The following is a 16902-nucleotide window of genomic DNA, read 5'->3' as shown; positions in this document are numbered from 1 at the left end:
CGCCGTCGACGTCGCCCGCGCCGAGCAGCTCGGCGGCGTTCGCGTCCGTGACCGAGCCGCCATACAGCAGTCGGATCGCGTCCGCCTCCGCGCCCGCCAGTTCACGGAGTTTCACCCGGAGAGCGCCGTGCATCGCGGCCACATCGGCGACGGTGGGTGTGCGGCCGGTGCCGATCGCCCAGACCGGCTCGTAGGCGATCGCCAGCCAGTCGCCCGCAGCGCCCTCCGGCAACGAGGCGGCGAGCTGCGCGGTGACGACCGCCTCCGCCCGACCCGCGTCGCGCTCGGCCGCCGTCTCGCCCACGCACAGGATCGCGTGGAGCCCGACGGCGCGCGCGGCCTCCGCCTTGGCCCGGACCTGCGCGTCGGTCTCGCCCTGGTCGGCGCGGCGTTCGGAATGGCCCACGATCGTGAAACGCGCGCCGACCTCCTTGACCATCGCCGCCGAGATGCAGCCGGTATGCGCGCCGCCCGCGGCCTGATGCACGTCCTGAGCGCCGATCATGAGCGCGGGCGCGCGGTCGGACGCAAGCTCGATCAGCGTGGCGGGCACGGCGACCGCGACGTCCACCCCAGGTAGCGCCGCGGTCGCCGCCGCGATCGCGTCGAGCTCGCCCAGCGCGCCGACGTTCCCGTTCATCTTCCAATTGCCCGCGATCAACTTGCGCCGCATATCCACCCTCCCGGTCGTTCACGACGTCGATAGCGGGCCCGCCCGCGCGCGCAACCGCCCGCTTGATGGCGGGCGGTCGCACCCGTAAGGGTCCGGGCGTCTTCCCAAGCGCGATCGGTCCCGCCCTACCCATGCTCCAAGTCTTTCGGCGTTTCACCAAATCGCGGGCGGGGGTCATCGTGTCGTTCCTGGTGCTGGGCGCGATCGCCTTCGCCTTCGCGGCCGCCGATGTCAGCGACATCACGCCCGGCGGCTCGGTCGCGAGCGGCGACATCGCCGAGGTCGGCGGCGAGGGCGTGCCCGTGCTGGAACTGCGCCAGGCCGCCGAGTCGCAGATCGAGGCCGCCCGCCAGCGCCAGCCGACCTTCGACGCCGCGCAGTATCTGGCGGCGGGCGGGCTGGATCAAGCGGTCGAGCGGCTGGTCGACGGGCGCGCGCTGTGGGCGTTCGGCAACCGCGAGGGCGTCGCGGTCAGCAAGCGGTCGATCGACGGGCAGATCGCGAGCATCCCGGCGCTGCTCGGCCCGACCGGACAGTTCGACCAGAACCTGTATCAAAGCCTGCTCCGGCAGCGTCGCCTGACCGATGCACAGGTACGCGGCGACATCGCGCGCGAGCTGATGGGGCAGCGGCTGACCGCGCCGCAGGTCGGCGCCGCCCAAGTGCCCGCACAGCTCGCGCTCCCCTACGCGTCGCTGCTCCTGGAGCGGCGCGCCGGGCAGATCGGCTTCGTGCCCGTCTCCGCGATCGGCTCCGGAACCGCGCCGAGCGGGATGGAGCTCAACACCTTCTATACGCGCAACCTGTCCCGCTACACGGTGCCCGAGCGGCGCGCGGTGCGGTATGCAGTCGTCTCCCCGGCGCAGGTCGCGAGCCGCGCGCAGCCGACCGACGCCGAGATCGCGGCGGCGTACGCCGCGGACCGCGCCCGCTATGCCCCTGCCGAGCGGCGCACGATCGCGCAGGTCGTCGTCGCCGATCAGGGCGGGGCGAACGCGCTGGCCGCGAACGTCCGCGCCGGACGCAGCATCGCCGACGCCGCGCGCGCGGCCGGGCTGGAGGCGACGACGCAGACCGCGACCGACCGCGCCGCCTATGCGTCGCTCGCCGGTGATGCCGCCGCGACCGCCGCCTTCGGCGCGGCGCAGGGCACGCTGATCGGGCCGGTACGCGGGCCGCTCGGCTTCGTGGTCGCGCGGGTGGACGCGGTGACGCGCTCCGCCGGTCGGCCCCTGGCCGAAGTGCGGACGGAGATCGTCGCCGCGCTCACGCAGCGAAAGACCGCCGAGGCGTTGGCGGAAGCGCAAGCGGCGGTCGACGAGGCGCTGACGGGCGGCTCCACGTTCGACGAGGTGGTCGCCGATCGTAAGCTCCAGGCGCAGGCGACGCGGTCCCTGCTCGCGGGCGGGATCGATCCCGATGCGCCGGGCGCCCAGCCGGACCCGGCGCTCGCGCCCGTCCTCCAGGCGGCGTTCGCGGTCGAGCAGGGCGATGCGCCGCAGATCGTGCCGCTCGGGACGGATGGCGGCTTCGCCTTGGTCGCGCTCGGCCAGGTCACGCCCGCCGCGCCGCGCCCGCTCGCCCAGATCGCGCCCCAGGTCACGCGCGACCTCCGCGCCGACCGCGCGCGTCAGGCGGCGCGGCGGATCGCGCTCCAGGTGGTCGCGCGCGCGGGCAAGGGGGCGCCGCTCGCCCAGGCGCTCGGCAGCACGGGGCTCCGGCTCCCGCCGCCGCGCCCGCTCGACATCGCGCGGTCGCAGATCGCCGCCAACCCGCGCGGCGTCGAGCCCGCGCTGGCGCTGCTCTTCGCCATGGCGCCGGGAACGGCCAAGCTGCTCGAATCGCCGGGCCGCGACGGGTGGCTCGTGATCAAGCTCGACCGGGTGCGGCCGGGCGACGCGCGCGGCAACCGCCAGCTGATCGACGCCACCCGCGCCGATCTCGGCCGCGTGGTAGGCCGCGAATACGCCGAACAGTTCGTCCGCGCGGCGCGGAACGCGGTCGGGGTCGAGATCGACCGCGCCGCCGTCGGCCGCGTCCGCGCCGAGTTGCAGGGACAGTCGCGGTAACCGACGCTCGCGCGCAACTAAGGGCGGGCCGTCCGGTGCTGGTCTGGCGGCGGCAGGTCGCCGACACGGAAACGCCGGTCGCCGCCGCGCTCAAGCTGTTCGAGCCGGGGCGCGGCGACTTCCTGCTCGAATCGGTCGAGGGCGGGTCGACGCGCGGGCGGCATTCGCTGCTGGGGCTCGCGCCCGATCTCGTCTTCCGCGCGCACGGCGCACGGGCGGAGGTCAACCGCGACTGGCTGACCGACGAGCACGCATTCCACCCCTGCCCCGCGCCCACGCTCGAGGCGCTCCGCGCGCTCGTCGCCGAGTGCCGCGCGGATGTGCCAACCGAGCTGCCGCGCGCGCTGGCCTGCCTGGTCGGCTATTTCGGCTACGAGACGGTGCGGCTGGTGGAAACGCTTCCCGAGCCCGCGGCCGATCCGCTGGGACTACCGGACATGATGTTCGTGCGGCCGACGGTGATCCTGGTGTTCGACCGGTTGGCGGACGCGCTGTATCTCGTGGCACCCGCCTGGCCCGACCCTGCGCGCGAGGCCGAGGCGATCCTGCGCCAAGCCGAAGAGCGGCTGGACGCGGTCGCGGCGCGGCTGGCCGCCACCGCCCTGCCCGCACCCGTCCGCGCCGACGCGCCCGATCCCGCCTACACGCCCGCGCTTTTGCCGGGCCGATACGGCGCGATGGTCGCGGCGGCCAAGGAGTTCATCGCGGCGGGCGACGTGTTCCAGGTGGTGCTCGCCCAACGCTTCTCCGCGCCGTTCGCGCTCCCGCCGTTCGAGCTGTACCGGTCGCTCCGGCGGATCAATCCGTCGCCGTTCCTGTACCATCTCGACCTGCCCGGCTTCGCGTTGATCGGCTCCAGCCCCGAGATCCTGGTCCGCGCGCGCGACGGCGAGGTCACGATCCGCCCGATCGCGGGCACCCGCCCGCGCGGCCGCACCGCCGCCGAGGACGACCGCAACCGCGCCGACCTGCTCGCCGACCCCAAGGAGCGCGCCGAACATCTGATGCTGCTCGATCTCGGCCGCAACGACGTCGGCCGCGCCGCGACGCCCGGCAGCGTGCGCGTAACGGACAGCTATACCGTCGAGCTGTACAGCCACGTCATGCACATCGTATCGAACGTTGTCGGCGACCTCGATCCGGCCAAGGAGGCGCTCGACGCGCTGTTCGCGGGCTTCCCGGCGGGCACCGTCTCGGGGGCGCCCAAGGTACGCGCCTGCCAGATCATCGCCGAGCTGGAAGGCGAGAAGCGCGGCGCGTACGCAGGCGGAGTCGGCTATTTCTCGCCGGACGGATCGATGGATTCATGCATCGTGCTCCGGACGGCGGTGGTGAAGGACGGTGTGATCCACGCGCAGGCCGGCGCTGGGATCGTGGCCGACAGCGACCCGGCGTCCGAGCAACGCGAGTGCGAGGCGAAGGCGGGGGCGATCCTGGCGGCGGCGCGGGAGGCGGTGGCTAGGGCGCGCGAGGCGGGGTTCGGACAATAAAACCCTCTCCCGCGTAGGGCTACGCCCGCCTTCGGCTCCGCGGGAGAGGGAAAGACGTGGCGTAGCCGCGGCGAGGGTGAGGGCCGGGCCTCTCTGGGCGAGGTCCGGCCCTCACCCTGGCGCTTCGCGCCTGTCCCTCTCCCGCGAAAGCGGGAGAGGGTTACTTGTCAGTCATCGTCACCGCCCGGAGCCAACCGCTCGTCCAGCTCCCGCTGGCGCTTGTCCGCCGCATAGGCGCGGTTCTGCGTCAGCGCGCAGCCCGTCTGACCGCCGAAGCCGATCGGCGAACACGTATCCGGCAACCCGCCCGCGACGCGGCTCGCCTGGTCGATGTTGGCCGCGCGGTTGACCCAGCTCTGGCTCGCGGCGCTCGGCGCGCTTTCGCGCAAGCCCGGCGGGATGCGGTACGGGTTGCCGCCCTGATAGCACACGACGATTTCGGTCTCGGTCGAGGGCGGGCAGCGCTCGCCAGCTGTGATCGACACGCTGCGGATGCGCTGCGGCGGCTGGCCCGTTTCCGCCTGGACGTCCCTTTGGGCCATCGCCCCGCCTGAACTCATCAGGGCCGCGATCATCACCAGCATACGCATGTTCCAAACTCCCTCGACCAGCCAACGCACGTATCGTCCGACGGCTCCCGCCGCCAAACGATTTGCGCAGGCCCGCCGACGCGTTAAAGCCGCCCACATGATCCTCGTGATCGACAATTACGACAGCTTCACCTGGAACCTCGTCCACTACCTCCAGGAGCTGGGCGTGGAGGTCGAGGTCGTGCGCAACGACGCGATCTCCGCGGGCCAGGCGATGTCGAGCGGGGCCGACGCGTTCCTGATCTCGCCCGGTCCCCGCACTCCCGACGACGCGGGCGTCAGCCTCGATCTCGTCGCCGCCTGCGTCGACGGGGCGCGCCCGCTGCTCGGCGTGTGCCTGGGCCACCAGGCGATCGGCCAGCATTTCGGCGGGCGCGTCGGCCGCGGCGGGCTGATGCACGGCAAGACAAGCCTGATCGAGCATGACGGGACGGGCGTGTTCGCCGACCTGCCCTCGCCCTTCCACGCCACGCGCTATCATTCGTTGATCGTGCGCGACGTGCCCGGCGAGCTCGTCGTCAACGCGCGCGTCGGGAGCGTCGTCATGGGCGTCCGCCATCGCACCCTGCCGATCCACGGCGTCCAGTTCCACCCGGAGTCGATCGCGACCGAGCACGGCCACGCCATGCTCGCTAACTTCCTGCGCGCCGCCGGGATCGCCGTAGTTCCGCACCCGCTCGTCCCCACGCCCGCGTGACCAGCCTCGCGCTCCTGCCCGACCCGTCCTCGCCCCTGTCGCGCGAGGCGGCGCGCACCGCCTTCGCCGACATCCTCGACGGCCGCGCGACCGAGGCCGCGATCGGCGAGTTCCTCACCCGGCTCTCCGACCGCGGCGAGACCGCGCTCGAAATCGCCGAAGCCGCCCGAGCCCTCCGCGAACGCCTGATCCCCATCAACGCGCCTCGCCAAGCGATCGACGTATGCGGAACCGGCGGCGACGGCCACCACACCCTCAACGTTTCCACCGCCGTCGCGCTCGTCGTCGCGGCGGCGGGCGTCCCCGTCGCCAAACACGGCAACCGCGCCGCCTCGTCCAAGGCAGGTGCGGCCGACACGCTGGAGGCGCTCGGCCTCGATATGGAGCGCGCCGGGGCGAGCGCGGAGGCATCCCTCCGAGACCTCGGCATCTGCTTCCTGTTCGCGGCCAACCACCACCCGGCGATGGCGCGCATCCAGCCGATCCGGCGGCGGCTCGGTCGGCGGACGATCTTCAACCTGATGGGCCCGCTCGCCAACCCCGCGCGCGTCTCGCGCCAGCTGCTCGGCATCGCCCGCCCCGACTATGCCCCGCTCTATGCCGAGGCGCTGGCGCAGCTCGGGACCGAGGCGGCGCTCGTCGTGTCGGGCGACGAAGCGGTCGACGAGCTGTCCTGCGCCGGCCCCAGCACCGTCGTCGCGGTCGGCGCGGTCGCGTGTCGCTCCCACGTCACGCCCGAGGACGCCGGCCTGCCGCGCCACCCGATCGAGTCGATCCGGGGGGGCGGCCCGGCGGAGAACGCCGCCGCTCTCCGCGCGCTGCTCGGCGGTGCCCCCGGTGCCTACCGCGACGCCGTGCTCCTCAACGCCGCCGCCGCGCTCCTAGTCGCCGGCAGGTGCACCACGCTCCGGGGCGGCGCGGGCGAGGCGGCGGAGGCGATCGACGACGGCCGCGCCCGGCGGCTGCTGGACGCCTGGATCGCGTACCCGTGACGATCCTCGCGCAAATCCTCGCCACCAAGCGCGAGGAGGTCGCCGCCCGCCGCGCCGCGACCTCGCTGTCCGACCTCGATCGCCGCATCGCCGCGCAAAGCCCACCGCGCGGCTTCAAGGCGGCGCTCGACCGGCGCAGCGCGGACGGCCACGCGCTGATCGCCGAGATCAAGCGCGCCAGCCCGTCCAAGGGCGTGATCCGCGCCGATTTCGACCCGCCCGCGCACGCCCGCGCCTATGCCGACGGCGGCGCGGCCTGCCTGTCGGTGCTGACCGACGAACGCTACTTCCAAGGCTCCGACGCATACCTCGTCGCCGCGCGCGAGGCGGTCCCCCTCCCCGCGATCCGCAAGGATTTCCTGATCGACCCCTGGCAGGTTGCCGAATCGCGCGCGCTAGGCGCGGATGCGGTGCTGCTCATCATGGCCGCGCTCGACGACGCGGCCGCCTACGAGATCGAGAGCGCCGCGCTCGCCCACGGCATGGACGTGCTGATCGAAGTCCACGACCGCGCGGAGCTCGACCGCGCCGCGCGCCTCCGCTCGCGGCTGATCGGCGTCAACAACCGGAACTTGCGCGACTTCACCGTCGACTTCGCGCGAACTTACGAACTCGTCGCGCATGCTCCCAAGGATTGCACCTTCGTCGCCGAATCCGGCCTGACCACCCGCGCCGACCTCGACGCGATGGCGGAACACGGCATCCGCTGCTTCCTGATCGGCGAGGCGCTGATGCGCGCCCCCGACATCGCCGCCGCCACGCGCGCGCTCGTCGGGTGAGCGGCCTCACTCACCTGGACGCGGACGGCGCGGCCCGCATGGTCGATGTCGGCGGCAAGCCGGTCACCGCGCGCAAGGCGACCGCCACCGGCCGGATCGCCATGAGCGCCGAGGCCGCCGCCGCGATCCGCGCGGGGGCGGTGAAGAAAGGTGACGTGCTCGCGGTCGCGCGCGTGGCGGGCATCATGGCCGCCAAGCGCACGAGCGACCTGATCCCCCTCTGCCACCCGCTCCCGATCACCAGGGTAACGCTCGACCTCGCGCTCGACGGCACCGGCGTCGCGGTCACCGCCAACGTCGCGACCGACGGCAAGACCGGCGTCGAGATGGAGGCGCTCACCGCCGTCTCCGCCGCGCTGCTGACGGTGTACGACATGGCCAAGGCGCTCGACCGCACCATGACGATCGGCGACGTCCGCGTCGTCGCCAAGTCCGGCGGCCGCTCGGGCGACTGGACCGCCGACCAGCGCTAGCCCACACCAAACCAATCCCCGTCACCCGGGCTCGACCCGGGGTCCCGCTTCTTCTCGCGGCTGCCTGGACAAGCGGGACCCCGGATCAAGTCCGGGGTGACGAATGAGTTTATCCTCAACCAAGCCTACCCGAAGCTGTGCTTCACCGTCAGATACGGAATCACATGCTGGTTGCGGCGGCGGAACTCCAGCACCGACGGATCGGGCGTCTTCCGGTCGGGCTGGAAGAAGGTGCGGCTGCGAAACGCCGGCCGGCCGGTCGCGTTTTCCAGCCCCGCGGTGACGGTGGTGCGCGGCGTAGGCCGGTATTCGGCGAACGCGCTCACATACGGCGTCCGCACGAAGTTGCGGTCGAGTTCGTTCTGCCGAAAGAAGGTCGACGGTGCCGCTCCCTCGATGTCGAACCCCCAGGCGAACTTGCGGCCGTCCTGGCGGAAGCTGCCGGTGATCACGAGCGGCGACGTGCCCGAAAACGCCCGTCCCTCGCCCGTATACGGATCCTCGACGCGCGTGCCGACATACGATGCGTAGAAGGTCGCCCGCCCGCCCTTGATCCCGAACCGCGTGAGCGGCGCGTCGATGCGCCCGCGCAGCAGGAACAGCTCGCCGTTTCCCAGATTGCCCGGCGCGTCGAAGCCTTCCGGCGTCGGCACCCGGTCCTGGACCAGCGAGATGCGGTTGTACCCCGCCTCCAGCCGGATCAGGCCGTCGCCCAGGATCGGCCGCTCGACGAACGCCAGCGCCTCCCAGGCGCGTTGCGGCAGCAGCTCGGCATTGCCGCCGTTCACGCGCTCGTTCGACAGCTCGGCGACGCTGATGAAATCCTCGAACTGCAGCTGCGCGACCGTGCGCTTGAGCGACGCCTGCGCGTGCCAACCCTCGCCGAAGCGCCAGTCGAGTGTCGCGCGCGGCTTGACGAAGCGCAGGGTGCGGTTCGCGCTCGCGTCGCCGCTCACCGTCAGCTCCGACGCTTCGAACGTGACGCCCAGATCGACGCGAAGCTTGCCCGTAATCGGCCGCCCCGCATTGACGAACGCCTCGCCCCGGTACTCCTCGACCACCGCGCGGTCGACGGGCAGGTCGATCCGCGTCGCCGCCCCGCCAGCCGCCAGACCGAACAGGTCGACCGCGCTGTCCAGCGTATTCAGCGCGCCCTCGACGCCGGTCTCCACGCTCCAGCCGCCAAGGTCGGATCGGTTCCAGACGACGCGCACCACCGTCTCGTCGCGGCTGTCCGCGCGCGACTGGGTAAAGCCGCCGATCATGTCGCCCTGGACGCGCAGGAACGATTCGTCCTGGTTGTCGCGCCGCTTGCGCACGGCGAGCCCGACCAGCTTGACCGCCCCGCCCGCGAAAGGCTTGGTATAGTCGCCGCCCAGCTCGTAGCTGTCGAGATCGTACGACTGCGTCAGCCGGTCGTCGCGCGCGGGGCCGGCGAACAGGGTGACGGCGTTGCGCTGGCGAAGGTCGAACCGGTCGCGCGCCACCCGTGCGTTCAGATGCGCGGTGTCGTTCGCACCGCCATTGAACTCGAACGCCCCCGACACATACCCGTTCGGGTTGGCGATGCGGTTGACCTTGCGCCGGAACTCCAGTTCCCGCCCGTCGGACAGGCGCGTGACGCGGTCGTACCCCTGCTCCGACGTCGAATCGTTCTCGAACGCGGCGGCCAGATTCAGGCTCGACCGGCCGCGCCGGACCAGCGCGGACGCGCTCCCTTGCGGGAACAGCTTGCCCGTATAGTCGCGGCGGACCGTCGCCTCGGCCGTCCCCGCGAGGCCGCCGCCGGGTGCCAGCACCAGGTTCAGCACCTGCGGCCGACCGGCGAACTCCGCGCCGAACAGGTCGCCGCGCCCGATCTCGACGCGCGCCACGCGGCTGGCGGGGATGCGCTGCAGGATCGTGTCGAGCGTGTCGCTCTTGCTGCTCGGCCGCTGGCCGTCGATCACGACGTTGCCCGCCGCGCCGCCGAAGCCGCGCACCTCCTCGTCGCCGATCTCGAGCTGGAACCCCGGCGTCCGCTCGACGATCTGCAGCGCGTTGGCGGGCGAGAAGGCGCGGAAGAATGCGGCGTCGTAGGTCAGCCGCCCGTCCGCCGCCCCGGTCGCGGCGGGCGCGGCCCCGGCAAGCGGCGTCTGCGTCTGCGCGGGCGCGCCGTCGGCCAGGGGCGCGGCGATCGGATCGGCGGCAGGTGCGGGCGGCGCGGGCTCGTCCGACCGGGTCGCGGCCGGGTCGGCAACTGGCGATGCCGGTCGTTCGCCCTCCTGCGCTAGGGCAGGCTGGCACGAAACCACCAGCCCCAACGCTGCCGTCCGTATCATCGACCGCATGTCCGCCCCTCCCTCGTTCGGGCATTCCCATACGCATTCCGCTAGCGATTACAAGTGTGGTCGACCTACGAACCCTCGCGGTCCGGCTCCGCAACCCCTATGATGGACAGGTGGAAGGGTTCGCGCATGAGCTGGGTTGAAAGGGCCGCCTGGGTCGTCGGCATGGTCGCGTTCATGGAATGCTTCGCCTGGGGCACGCACCGCTACGTCATGCACGGGCGGCTCGGCTGGGGCTGGCACCGCTCGCATCACGAGCCGCACGACGATCTGTACGAAAAGAACGACCTGTACGCCGTCGTCTTTTCCGGGATCGTCACCGCGATGTTCACCGCGGGCATCTGGTACGAGCGGGTCTGGTGGGCGGCGCTGGGCGTCACCGTCTACGGCCTGATCTACTTCTTCGTCCACGACATGCTCGTGCATCAGCGCTTCGGCTTCCGTTGGGTGCCCAAGCGCGGCTATGCCAAGCGGCTGCTTCAGGCGCACCGGCTCCACCATGCGGTCAAGGGTCGCGACGGCACCGTCAGTCACGGCTTCCTGCTCGCCCCCTCCCCGGCGCGGCTCAAGGAGCAGTTGCGCGCGGGCGAGGGCCGCGTGCGGATGTCGCAGGGGAGCGGCGCGCGGTGACGGCCGTGGCGGCCAAACAGCGGCAGACGCGCATCGGCCTGGCGCTCGCCGCGCTGATCGCGGCGGCGTGGCTGACGATCCACGTCGTCGGCATCTTTTTCTGGCAATGGACGCCCGCAAGCGTGCCTGTCGCGGCGGTTTTGGTGGTCGTCCAGGCTTGGCTGAGCACGGGCCTTTTCATCGTCGCGCATGACGCGATGCACGGCGCGCTCGCTCCGGGTCGGCCACGCATTAACCGCACCGTCGGGACCGCCGCCCTCGCGCTCTATGCCGGGCTGTCCTACGGCCGGCTGGAGCCCAAGCACCACCTTCACCATCGCCATGTCGGGACGGCGGACGACCCCGATTTCAGCCCCGATCATCCGCGCTCCGCCCCGCGCTGGTTCCTGGCGTTCTTCCGCAGCTATTACAGCCACGCGCAGATCGTGCGGATCACCGTGGTTGCGCTGATCTATGTGCTGCTGCTCGGGGCGGAGCTCGGGAACATCGTCGTGTTCTGGGCCGTGCCCGCGCTGCTGGCGCTCGGGCAGCTGTTTCTGTTCGGGACATATCTGCCCCACCGGCACGGGGACGAGCCGTTCGCCGACCGCCACAACGCGCGCTCGACGCGGGTCGCGCCGCTGCTGTCGCTCCTGACCTGCTATCATTTCGGCGGCTATCACCACGAACATCACCTCTCGCCGAATACGCCTTGGTGGGCGCTGCCCCGGCTGCGGCGCGCGTCCGGGGCCGTGAGCGCCTGACCGACGGAACACTCCTGCCCGTCGCCGAAGCGCAGGCGCGGCTCTTGGCGCTCGCCCGTCCCGTCGCGACCGAGACCGTATCCCTCGCCGAGGCCGCAGGACGCTGGGCGGCCGACGACGTCCATGCGCTCCGCACCCAACCCGCCGCCGCACTGTCGGCGATGGACGGCTACGCGATCCGCCACGCCGACCTCCCCGGCCCCTGGACCGTCATCGGCGAAAGCGCGGCCGGGCGGCCGTTCGCCGGCGCGGTCGGGGCAGGCCAGGCGACGCGCATCTTCACGGGCGCCGCTATGCCGGACGCTGCGGACACCGTGCTGATCCAGGAGGAGGCGACCCGCGACGGTGCCGCGCTGACCCTGTCGGGCGAAGGTCCGCCCCACCCCGGTGCGAACACCCGCCCCCGCGGCCTCGATTTCCACGAAGGTCGATTATTGATCGAAAAGGGCCAGCGCCTGACCCCCGCACGCGTGGCGGTGGCCGCACTCGCCGGGCACGTGGCAACATCCGTCCACCGCCCGGTCCGTGTTGCGCTCGCCGCGACCGGCGATGAACTCTCGCGCGACGTCTCAGCATCCCCCGACAAGCTTCCGGAATCAAACGGCGTCATGCTCGCCGCGATGTTCGCCGACCTCCCCGTCGACCTCATCGACCTCGGCATCCTCCCCGACGATCTTGCGTCGATGCGCAGCACCTTCGCCAACATCCACGCCGACCTGCTCGTCACCACCGGCGGCGCGTCGGTCGGCGATCACGACCTGGTCCGCCCTGCGCTCGAAGCCGCAGGCGGTACCGTCGATTTCTGGCGCATCGCGCTCCGCCCCGGCAAGCCGATGATGGCGGGCCGCCTCCGAGGGACGCTCGTGCTCGGCCTGCCCGGCAACCCGGTCTCCGCCTTCGTCACCGCACTACTCTTCGTCCGACCGGCGATCGCCCGGCTTGCGGGCGCCGCCGATCCGCTGCCCCGGACGAACACCGCCACACTCGGGGAAGACCTGCCCGCAAACGGCGTCCGCGCCGACTATCTACGCGCCGAGCACCGCGCCGGCCGGGTGTATGCGTCGACGATCCAGGACAGCTCCATGCTGCTCACGCTCGCGCGATCGACCTGCCTTATCGTCCGCCCGCCGCACGCTCCCGCCGCGATGGCCGGCGACTCGGCGGAAATCCTCGACCTCTGTTGACATCGGGTCAGCCGTTCCATATTGGTTCCCAGTCTGTTCTGAGACTATGTTCCGGCGGAGGACCACCATGCTCACGCGCAAGCAGCACGAACTAGTCTGCTTCATCAACGACCGGCTGAACGACACCGGCATCTCGCCGTCGTTCGAGGAGATGAAGGACGCGCTCGACCTCAAGTCGAAGTCGGGCGTCCACCGGCTGATTTCCGCATTGGAGGAGCGCGCCTTCATTCGCCGCCTTCCCAACCGCGCCCGCGCGCTGGAAATCCTGCGCATGCCCGAGCGCGTGGAAAAGAAGCCCGCCCGCACCAAGGCGACGACCCCGCCCAAGCCAGCAAACGACGTGGTCGAGATCCCGCTGCACGGCCGCATCGCCGCGGGTGTCCCGATCGAGGCGTTCGAGGGATCGACCATGCTCCCCGTTCCCGCCGCCCTGCTCGGCCAGGGCGAGCATTACGCGCTGGAGGTGTCGGGCGACTCGATGGTCGAGGCCGGCATCCTCGACGGCGACTATGCGCTGATCCGCCGGACCGAGGACGCGCGCGACGGCGAGATCGTCGTGGCGCTAATTGAGGACTCTGAGGCGACGCTTAAGTACTTCCGCCGGGAGGGCGCGATGGTGCGTCTCGATCCCGCCAACCGCGCCTACGATCCGCAGCGTTATACGCCTGCCCAGGTGCGCGTGCAGGGTAAGCTGTCGGGGCTTCTGCGCCGCTACGATTGACACGCCACGGGTGCCGGTCGCCCGGTGTCCGGACGGTCGTGATCCGCCCCGTAGCGAGCGTGACCGCGACACCACCCGTCCGCGCCAGCATCGGACGGTCCAGCTTCAGCCAGCGTGGAACGCATGTTCGGGGCAGTCGCCGCTCACTGATCATGACATCGACTTGCCCGCATAGGGCCGTCACCTCAGCGATCGGCATCAGATACGCGCTCCGGGTCGCGGCGATCCGAAGGTCGCCCACCTGGACGGTGCACAAGTCGCGGTTGCACGCCGACTCCGCCTGTTCGGCCAGCAGCAGCGGCTCGCCGTCCACGCCGCCGTTTTCGGCCAGCATGTCGCGCACGTAATCGCCCGTTCGGTCGCGAAGCATCGCGAGCCGCCCGCCCTCCAGCCGTACCGCCACATGCCGCCCGTCCCCGGTCACCAGCAGGTCGGGCGTCGGCGTCGCGAGCGCCCACACTACGCCCGCCAGCACCGGCGCCAGCCCCCAGCGCCGCCATTCCGTCCGCCACAGCGCAATCCACAGCCCACCACCGACCATCGACGCGAACGCGCCCACCGGCATAGCGGGCAACGCCGCGACCGCGCCAGGCACTGCGGCGATCCACCGCGCGCCGGCCAGCAGCAGTCCGATAGCATGGCCGACCAGCCACCATACCGGTGCGCCCAATCTCACCGTGTCGAGCAGCAGCGCGACCGCCTCGAGCGGCATGATGACGAAGGTCGTGAACGGGATGGCGGCGATATTGGCGAGCGCGCCGTACAGTCCGGCCTTATGGAAATGGAACACCGCGATCGGCATCAGCGCGATCTCGACGGCGACGCCGGTCAGGAGGAGCGACAGCACGCCGCGGCCGAAGTGGCGCATCCACCCCTCCTCCTGCGGCGCAAACCAGGCGCGCACCGGCCGGTGTTCGTGCAGCGCCACGATCGCGACGATCGCCGCGAAGGACAGCTGGAAGCTCGGCCCCGCGACCGACTCCGGCCAAACGAGCATGACCGCGAGCGCTCCGACCCCCACCAGCCGAAGCGTCAACGCCTCGCGACCGAGGGCGATCGCGGCGAGCACGAGCAGCGCGGCGACGCAGGACCGGATCGTCGGCACCTCACCGCCCGTCAGCCAGGTGTAGCCGATCGCCGCGACCGCGCCCGCGCCCGCCGCGATCACCGGTAGCGGTAGGCGCAGCGCCAGGCGCGGGCTGAGCGCCAGCAGCCGCAAGGCGACGAACATCGTGGCGGTAACGACGGCGGTGATGTGCAGGCCGCTGACCGACAGCAGATGCGCTAGGCCCGCCCGGCGCATCGCCTCGGCATCGTCTTCGGTGATTGCGCCTTCGTCGCCCGTCGCCAACGCCGACGCGATGCCGCCGACGCTCCCGTCCAGCCGATCCTCGATGTGGCGGGTGAGGCGTTCGCGTAAGCTCGACGCATCCTCCCCCGCGCGCGCCACGGTCACGGGCGCGAAGCCGCGCCCGGTCGCGCCGATCCCCGCGAACCAGGCCACGCGCGCAAAGTCGTACGCGCCGGGCAGCGCGGCCTCGGGCGGCGGCATCAACCGCGCGCGCAGGGACACGATCGCGCCGCGCGTCAGTCCAGCGGGCGCATCCTTCTCGTCGAGGTTCACCCGCACGCGCGGCGGCAGCCCTGACCCAGCGACGGGCGCGAGAGTCAGCCTGACGAGCTCGCGCGCCGGCAGCGCCTCCACGCGTTCGATCTCGGCCGTGAATGCCGCGATCGTGGGCCGCGAGAGGATGGGTGCGGCCACCCGCTCCGCCCGCCACCAGACCAACCCCAGCCCGAGCGCCATCGCCAGCGCTCCGACCCCGACCACCAGCGGCGCGCGACCGCCTCGCGCGAACGCCGCGCCGATCCCCGCGACGGCCAGGAGCGACAGCAACGCCGCCGCCCACGCGCGCTCGTCGGGCAGCAGGAACCAAGCCGTAACGCCCGCCAGGACGCCGACCGGCACCCACAATGGCAGCTGGTCGCGTTCCGCCTCCAGCTTGCGCTCGATCGCGGCGTTCGCGAGCGCGCGCCACTCGCCGGTTGTTCGCCGCGGAAACCGCATGCTAGGGGCGCGGGCGGCGAAACTGGCCATCGCCGGGCATCTTGGGAGGCGGCGCGGTTGAGCGCAACGCAAACATCGACCGGCCGCGTGGTGACGCGTTTCGCGCCCTCGCCGACCGGCTTTCTACATATCGGAGGCGCGCGCACCGCGCTGTTCAATTGGCTGTTCGCGCGCCGTCACGGCGGCGAGTTCCTCCTGCGCATCGAGGATACCGACCGCGCGCGCTCGACCCAAGGCGCGATCGACGCGATCCTGGACGGCATGCGCTGGCTCGGCCTCGACCAGGACCGGGACGCGACGTTCCAGTTCGCGCGCGCGGATCGCCACGCCGAGGTCGCGCACGAGATGGTCGCGAATGGCCATGCCTATCGCTGCTACATGACCGCCGACGAGATCTCGGCGCAACGGGCCCGGGCGGAGGCGGCCAAGCGACCCTTGCGCATCCGTAGCCCGTGGCGCGATCAAGGTGCGGCCGATGGACCCGCCGACATGCCCTTCGTCGTCCGGCTGAAGGCGCCGCGCGAGGGCGCGACGACGATCGACGACCAGGTTCAGGGCGCCGTGACCGTCCAGAATGTCGAGCTAGACGACATGGTGCTGCTCAGGTCGGATGGTACGCCTACCTACATGCTCGCGGTGGTCGTGGACGATCACGATATGGGCGTCACGCACGTGATCCGCGGCGACGACCACCTCAACAACGCGTTCCGGCAACTGCCCATCTACGACGCGATGGACTGGCCCAAGCCGGTCCATGCGCACATTCCGCTCATCCACGGGTCGGACGGAGCCAAGCTTTCGAAGCGTCACGGCGCGGTCGGAATCGAGGCGTACCGGGACGAGCTGGGCATCCTGCCCGAAGCCCTGGGCAACTACCTGCTCCGGCTCGGCTGGGGTCACGGCGACGACGAGATCATCGCGCGCGAAGATGCGGTGCGCTGGTTCGACCTGGCGGCGGTCGGGAAGTCGCCGTCGCGTTTCGACTTCAAGAAGCTCGAGAATCTCAACGGCCACTACATCCGCGAAGCGCACGACGCGCGGCTGGCGGCGATGGTGGCGTCCCGGATCGGGGCGGACGATGTCGAGCCGATCTCGCGCGCGATGCCGGTCCTGAAGGTGCGGGCGGCCAATCTGAACGAGTTGGGCGACGGCGCTCGCTTCCTGTTCGCCACCCGTCCGCTGGAGATGGACGGGGCGGCGACCGGGCTGCTGGCGGGCGATGCTCCGGCCCTCCTCGCGGCGCTGCACGGCGCGCTTGACGCCGCGCCCACCTGGGATACGGATGCGCTGGAGGGTGCGGTGCGGCGCACGGCAGAGGAGCAAGGAGTCAAGCTCGGCCAAGTCGCCCAGCCGCTCCGCGCCGCGCTGACGGGTCGCAAGACTTCGCCCGGCATCTTCGACGTCCTGGTCCTGCTTGGCCGGGAGGAAAGCCTGGCGCGCATCGCGGACCAAATGGCCGCCTGAAT

General features: G+C 71.6%; 14 protein-coding genes and 1 pseudogene. 11 read left to right on the top strand and 4 right to left on the bottom strand.

From position 1 onward, the window contains the following. A partial coding sequence (gene tpiA / locus ACFE7F_RS08240; protein ID WP_375403369.1) for a triose-phosphate isomerase occupies positions 1-673 on the bottom strand: 673 nt, incomplete at its 3' end. 131 nt (positions 674-804) lie between these two features. Here tpiA and ACFE7F_RS08235 point away from each other — a divergent pair. After that, positions 805-2742, top strand: coding sequence for a SurA N-terminal domain-containing protein (locus ACFE7F_RS08235; protein ID WP_375403368.1), 1938 nt, complete (start codon positions 805-807; stop codon positions 2740-2742). A 35-nt stretch (positions 2743-2777) separates the two neighbouring features. Next, on the top strand, positions 2778-4232 hold the full coding sequence (locus ACFE7F_RS08230; protein WP_375403367.1) for an anthranilate synthase component I family protein: 1455 nt from the start codon (positions 2778-2780) through the stop codon (positions 4230-4232). 167 nt (positions 4233-4399) lie between these two features. On the opposite strand, the gene ACFE7F_RS08225 is transcribed toward ACFE7F_RS08230, so the two are convergent. After that, positions 4400-4822, bottom strand: a complete 423-nt coding sequence (locus ACFE7F_RS08225) for a hypothetical protein (protein ID WP_375403366.1) — start codon at positions 4820-4822, stop codon at positions 4400-4402. Positions 4823-4919: 97 nt separating this feature from the next. Here ACFE7F_RS08225 and ACFE7F_RS08220 point away from each other — a divergent pair, with 97 nt between their 5' ends. The 4 genes from ACFE7F_RS08220 to moaC are packed head-to-tail and all read left to right on the top strand — an operon-like array spanning position 4920 to position 7763. Continuing rightward, on the top strand, positions 4920-5519 hold the full coding sequence (locus tag ACFE7F_RS08220; RefSeq protein ID WP_375403365.1) for an anthranilate synthase component II: 600 nt from the start codon (positions 4920-4922) through the stop codon (positions 5517-5519). Continuing rightward, entirely contained in the window at positions 5516-6511 is a 996-nt protein-coding gene (gene trpD, locus ACFE7F_RS08215; RefSeq protein WP_375403364.1) for an anthranilate phosphoribosyltransferase, read from the top strand. The genes ACFE7F_RS08220 and trpD overlap by 4 nt, the downstream gene beginning before the upstream one ends. Next, entirely contained in the window at positions 6508-7290 is a 783-nt protein-coding gene (gene trpC, locus ACFE7F_RS08210; RefSeq protein ID WP_375403363.1) for an indole-3-glycerol phosphate synthase TrpC, read from the top strand. Before trpD ends, trpC begins: the two co-directional genes overlap by 4 nt. After that, positions 7287-7763 (top strand): cyclic pyranopterin monophosphate synthase MoaC, encoded by a 477-nt coding sequence (gene moaC, locus ACFE7F_RS08205; RefSeq protein ID WP_375403362.1) that lies wholly within the window; start codon positions 7287-7289, stop codon positions 7761-7763. The genes trpC and moaC overlap by 4 nt, the downstream gene beginning before the upstream one ends. A gap of 125 nt (positions 7764-7888) precedes the next feature. Here moaC and ACFE7F_RS08200 read toward each other — a convergent pair whose 3' ends face one another. Then, a complete protein-coding gene (locus ACFE7F_RS08200) occupies positions 7889-10093 on the bottom strand; it encodes a hypothetical protein (RefSeq protein ID WP_375403361.1) in 2205 nt (734 codons plus the stop codon). A gap of 126 nt (positions 10094-10219) precedes the next feature. On the opposite strand from ACFE7F_RS08200, the gene ACFE7F_RS08195 reads away from it, so the two are divergent. The 4 genes from ACFE7F_RS08195 (at position 10220) to lexA (ending at position 13368) form a co-directional block, all read left to right on the top strand. After that, a complete protein-coding gene (locus tag ACFE7F_RS08195; RefSeq protein WP_375403360.1) occupies positions 10220-10720 on the top strand; it encodes a beta-carotene hydroxylase in 501 nt (166 codons plus the stop codon). Next, positions 10717-11463 carry a fatty acid desaturase gene (locus ACFE7F_RS08190; RefSeq protein WP_375403359.1) on the top strand — a complete coding sequence of 249 codons (747 nt, stop codon included), beginning with the start codon at positions 10717-10719 and terminating at the stop codon, positions 11461-11463. The genes ACFE7F_RS08195 and ACFE7F_RS08190 overlap by 4 nt, the downstream gene beginning before the upstream one ends. Continuing rightward, on the top strand, positions 11415-12647 hold the full coding sequence (locus ACFE7F_RS08185; RefSeq protein ID WP_375403358.1) for a molybdopterin molybdotransferase MoeA: 1233 nt from the start codon (positions 11415-11417) through the stop codon (positions 12645-12647). Before ACFE7F_RS08190 ends, ACFE7F_RS08185 begins: the two co-directional genes overlap by 49 nt. A 67-nt stretch (positions 12648-12714) precedes the next feature. Further along, on the top strand, positions 12715-13368 hold the full coding sequence (lexA, locus tag ACFE7F_RS08180; protein WP_375403357.1) for a transcriptional repressor LexA: 654 nt from the start codon (positions 12715-12717) through the stop codon (positions 13366-13368). A gap of 562 nt (positions 13369-13930) precedes the next feature. Here the strand turns inward: lexA and ACFE7F_RS08175 are convergent. Further along, a pseudogene (locus ACFE7F_RS08175) lies at positions 13931-15436 on the bottom strand (ComEC/Rec2 family competence protein); the annotation flags it as partial. A 57-nt stretch (positions 15437-15493) separates the two neighbouring features. On the opposite strand from ACFE7F_RS08175, the gene gltX reads away from it, so the two are divergent. Then, a complete protein-coding gene (gene gltX, locus ACFE7F_RS08170; protein WP_375403356.1) occupies positions 15494-16900 on the top strand; it encodes a glutamate--tRNA ligase in 1407 nt (468 codons plus the stop codon). Positions 16901-16902 lie beyond the last annotated feature (2 nt).

This window comes from uncultured Sphingomonas sp. (assembly GCF_964235535.1).
Classification (GTDB): domain Bacteria; phylum Pseudomonadota; class Alphaproteobacteria; order Sphingomonadales; family Sphingomonadaceae; genus Sphingomonas.
Note: the sequence above shows the minus strand (reverse complement) of the source record. Positions and strands in the feature narration are given on the sequence as shown.

Excerpts from the sequence above, each read along its gene's own strand:
- ACFE7F_RS08235 (WP_375403368.1), top strand. The coding sequence starts at position 805 with ATGCTCCAAGTCTTTCGGCGTTTCACCAAATCGCGGGCGGGGGTCATC.
- ACFE7F_RS08225 (WP_375403366.1), bottom strand. The coding sequence starts at position 4,822 with ATGCGTATGCTGGTGATGATCGCGGCCCTGATGAGTTCAGGCGGGGCG.
- ACFE7F_RS08220 (WP_375403365.1), top strand. The coding sequence starts at position 4,920 with ATGATCCTCGTGATCGACAATTACGACAGCTTCACCTGGAACCTCGTC.
- ACFE7F_RS08200 (WP_375403361.1), bottom strand. The coding sequence starts at position 10,093 with ATGCGGTCGATGATACGGACGGCAGCGTTGGGGCTGGTGGTTTCGTGC.
- ACFE7F_RS08195 (WP_375403360.1), top strand. The coding sequence starts at position 10,220 with ATGAGCTGGGTTGAAAGGGCCGCCTGGGTCGTCGGCATGGTCGCGTTC.
- lexA (WP_375403357.1), top strand. The coding sequence starts at position 12,715 with ATGCTCACGCGCAAGCAGCACGAACTAGTCTGCTTCATCAACGACCGG.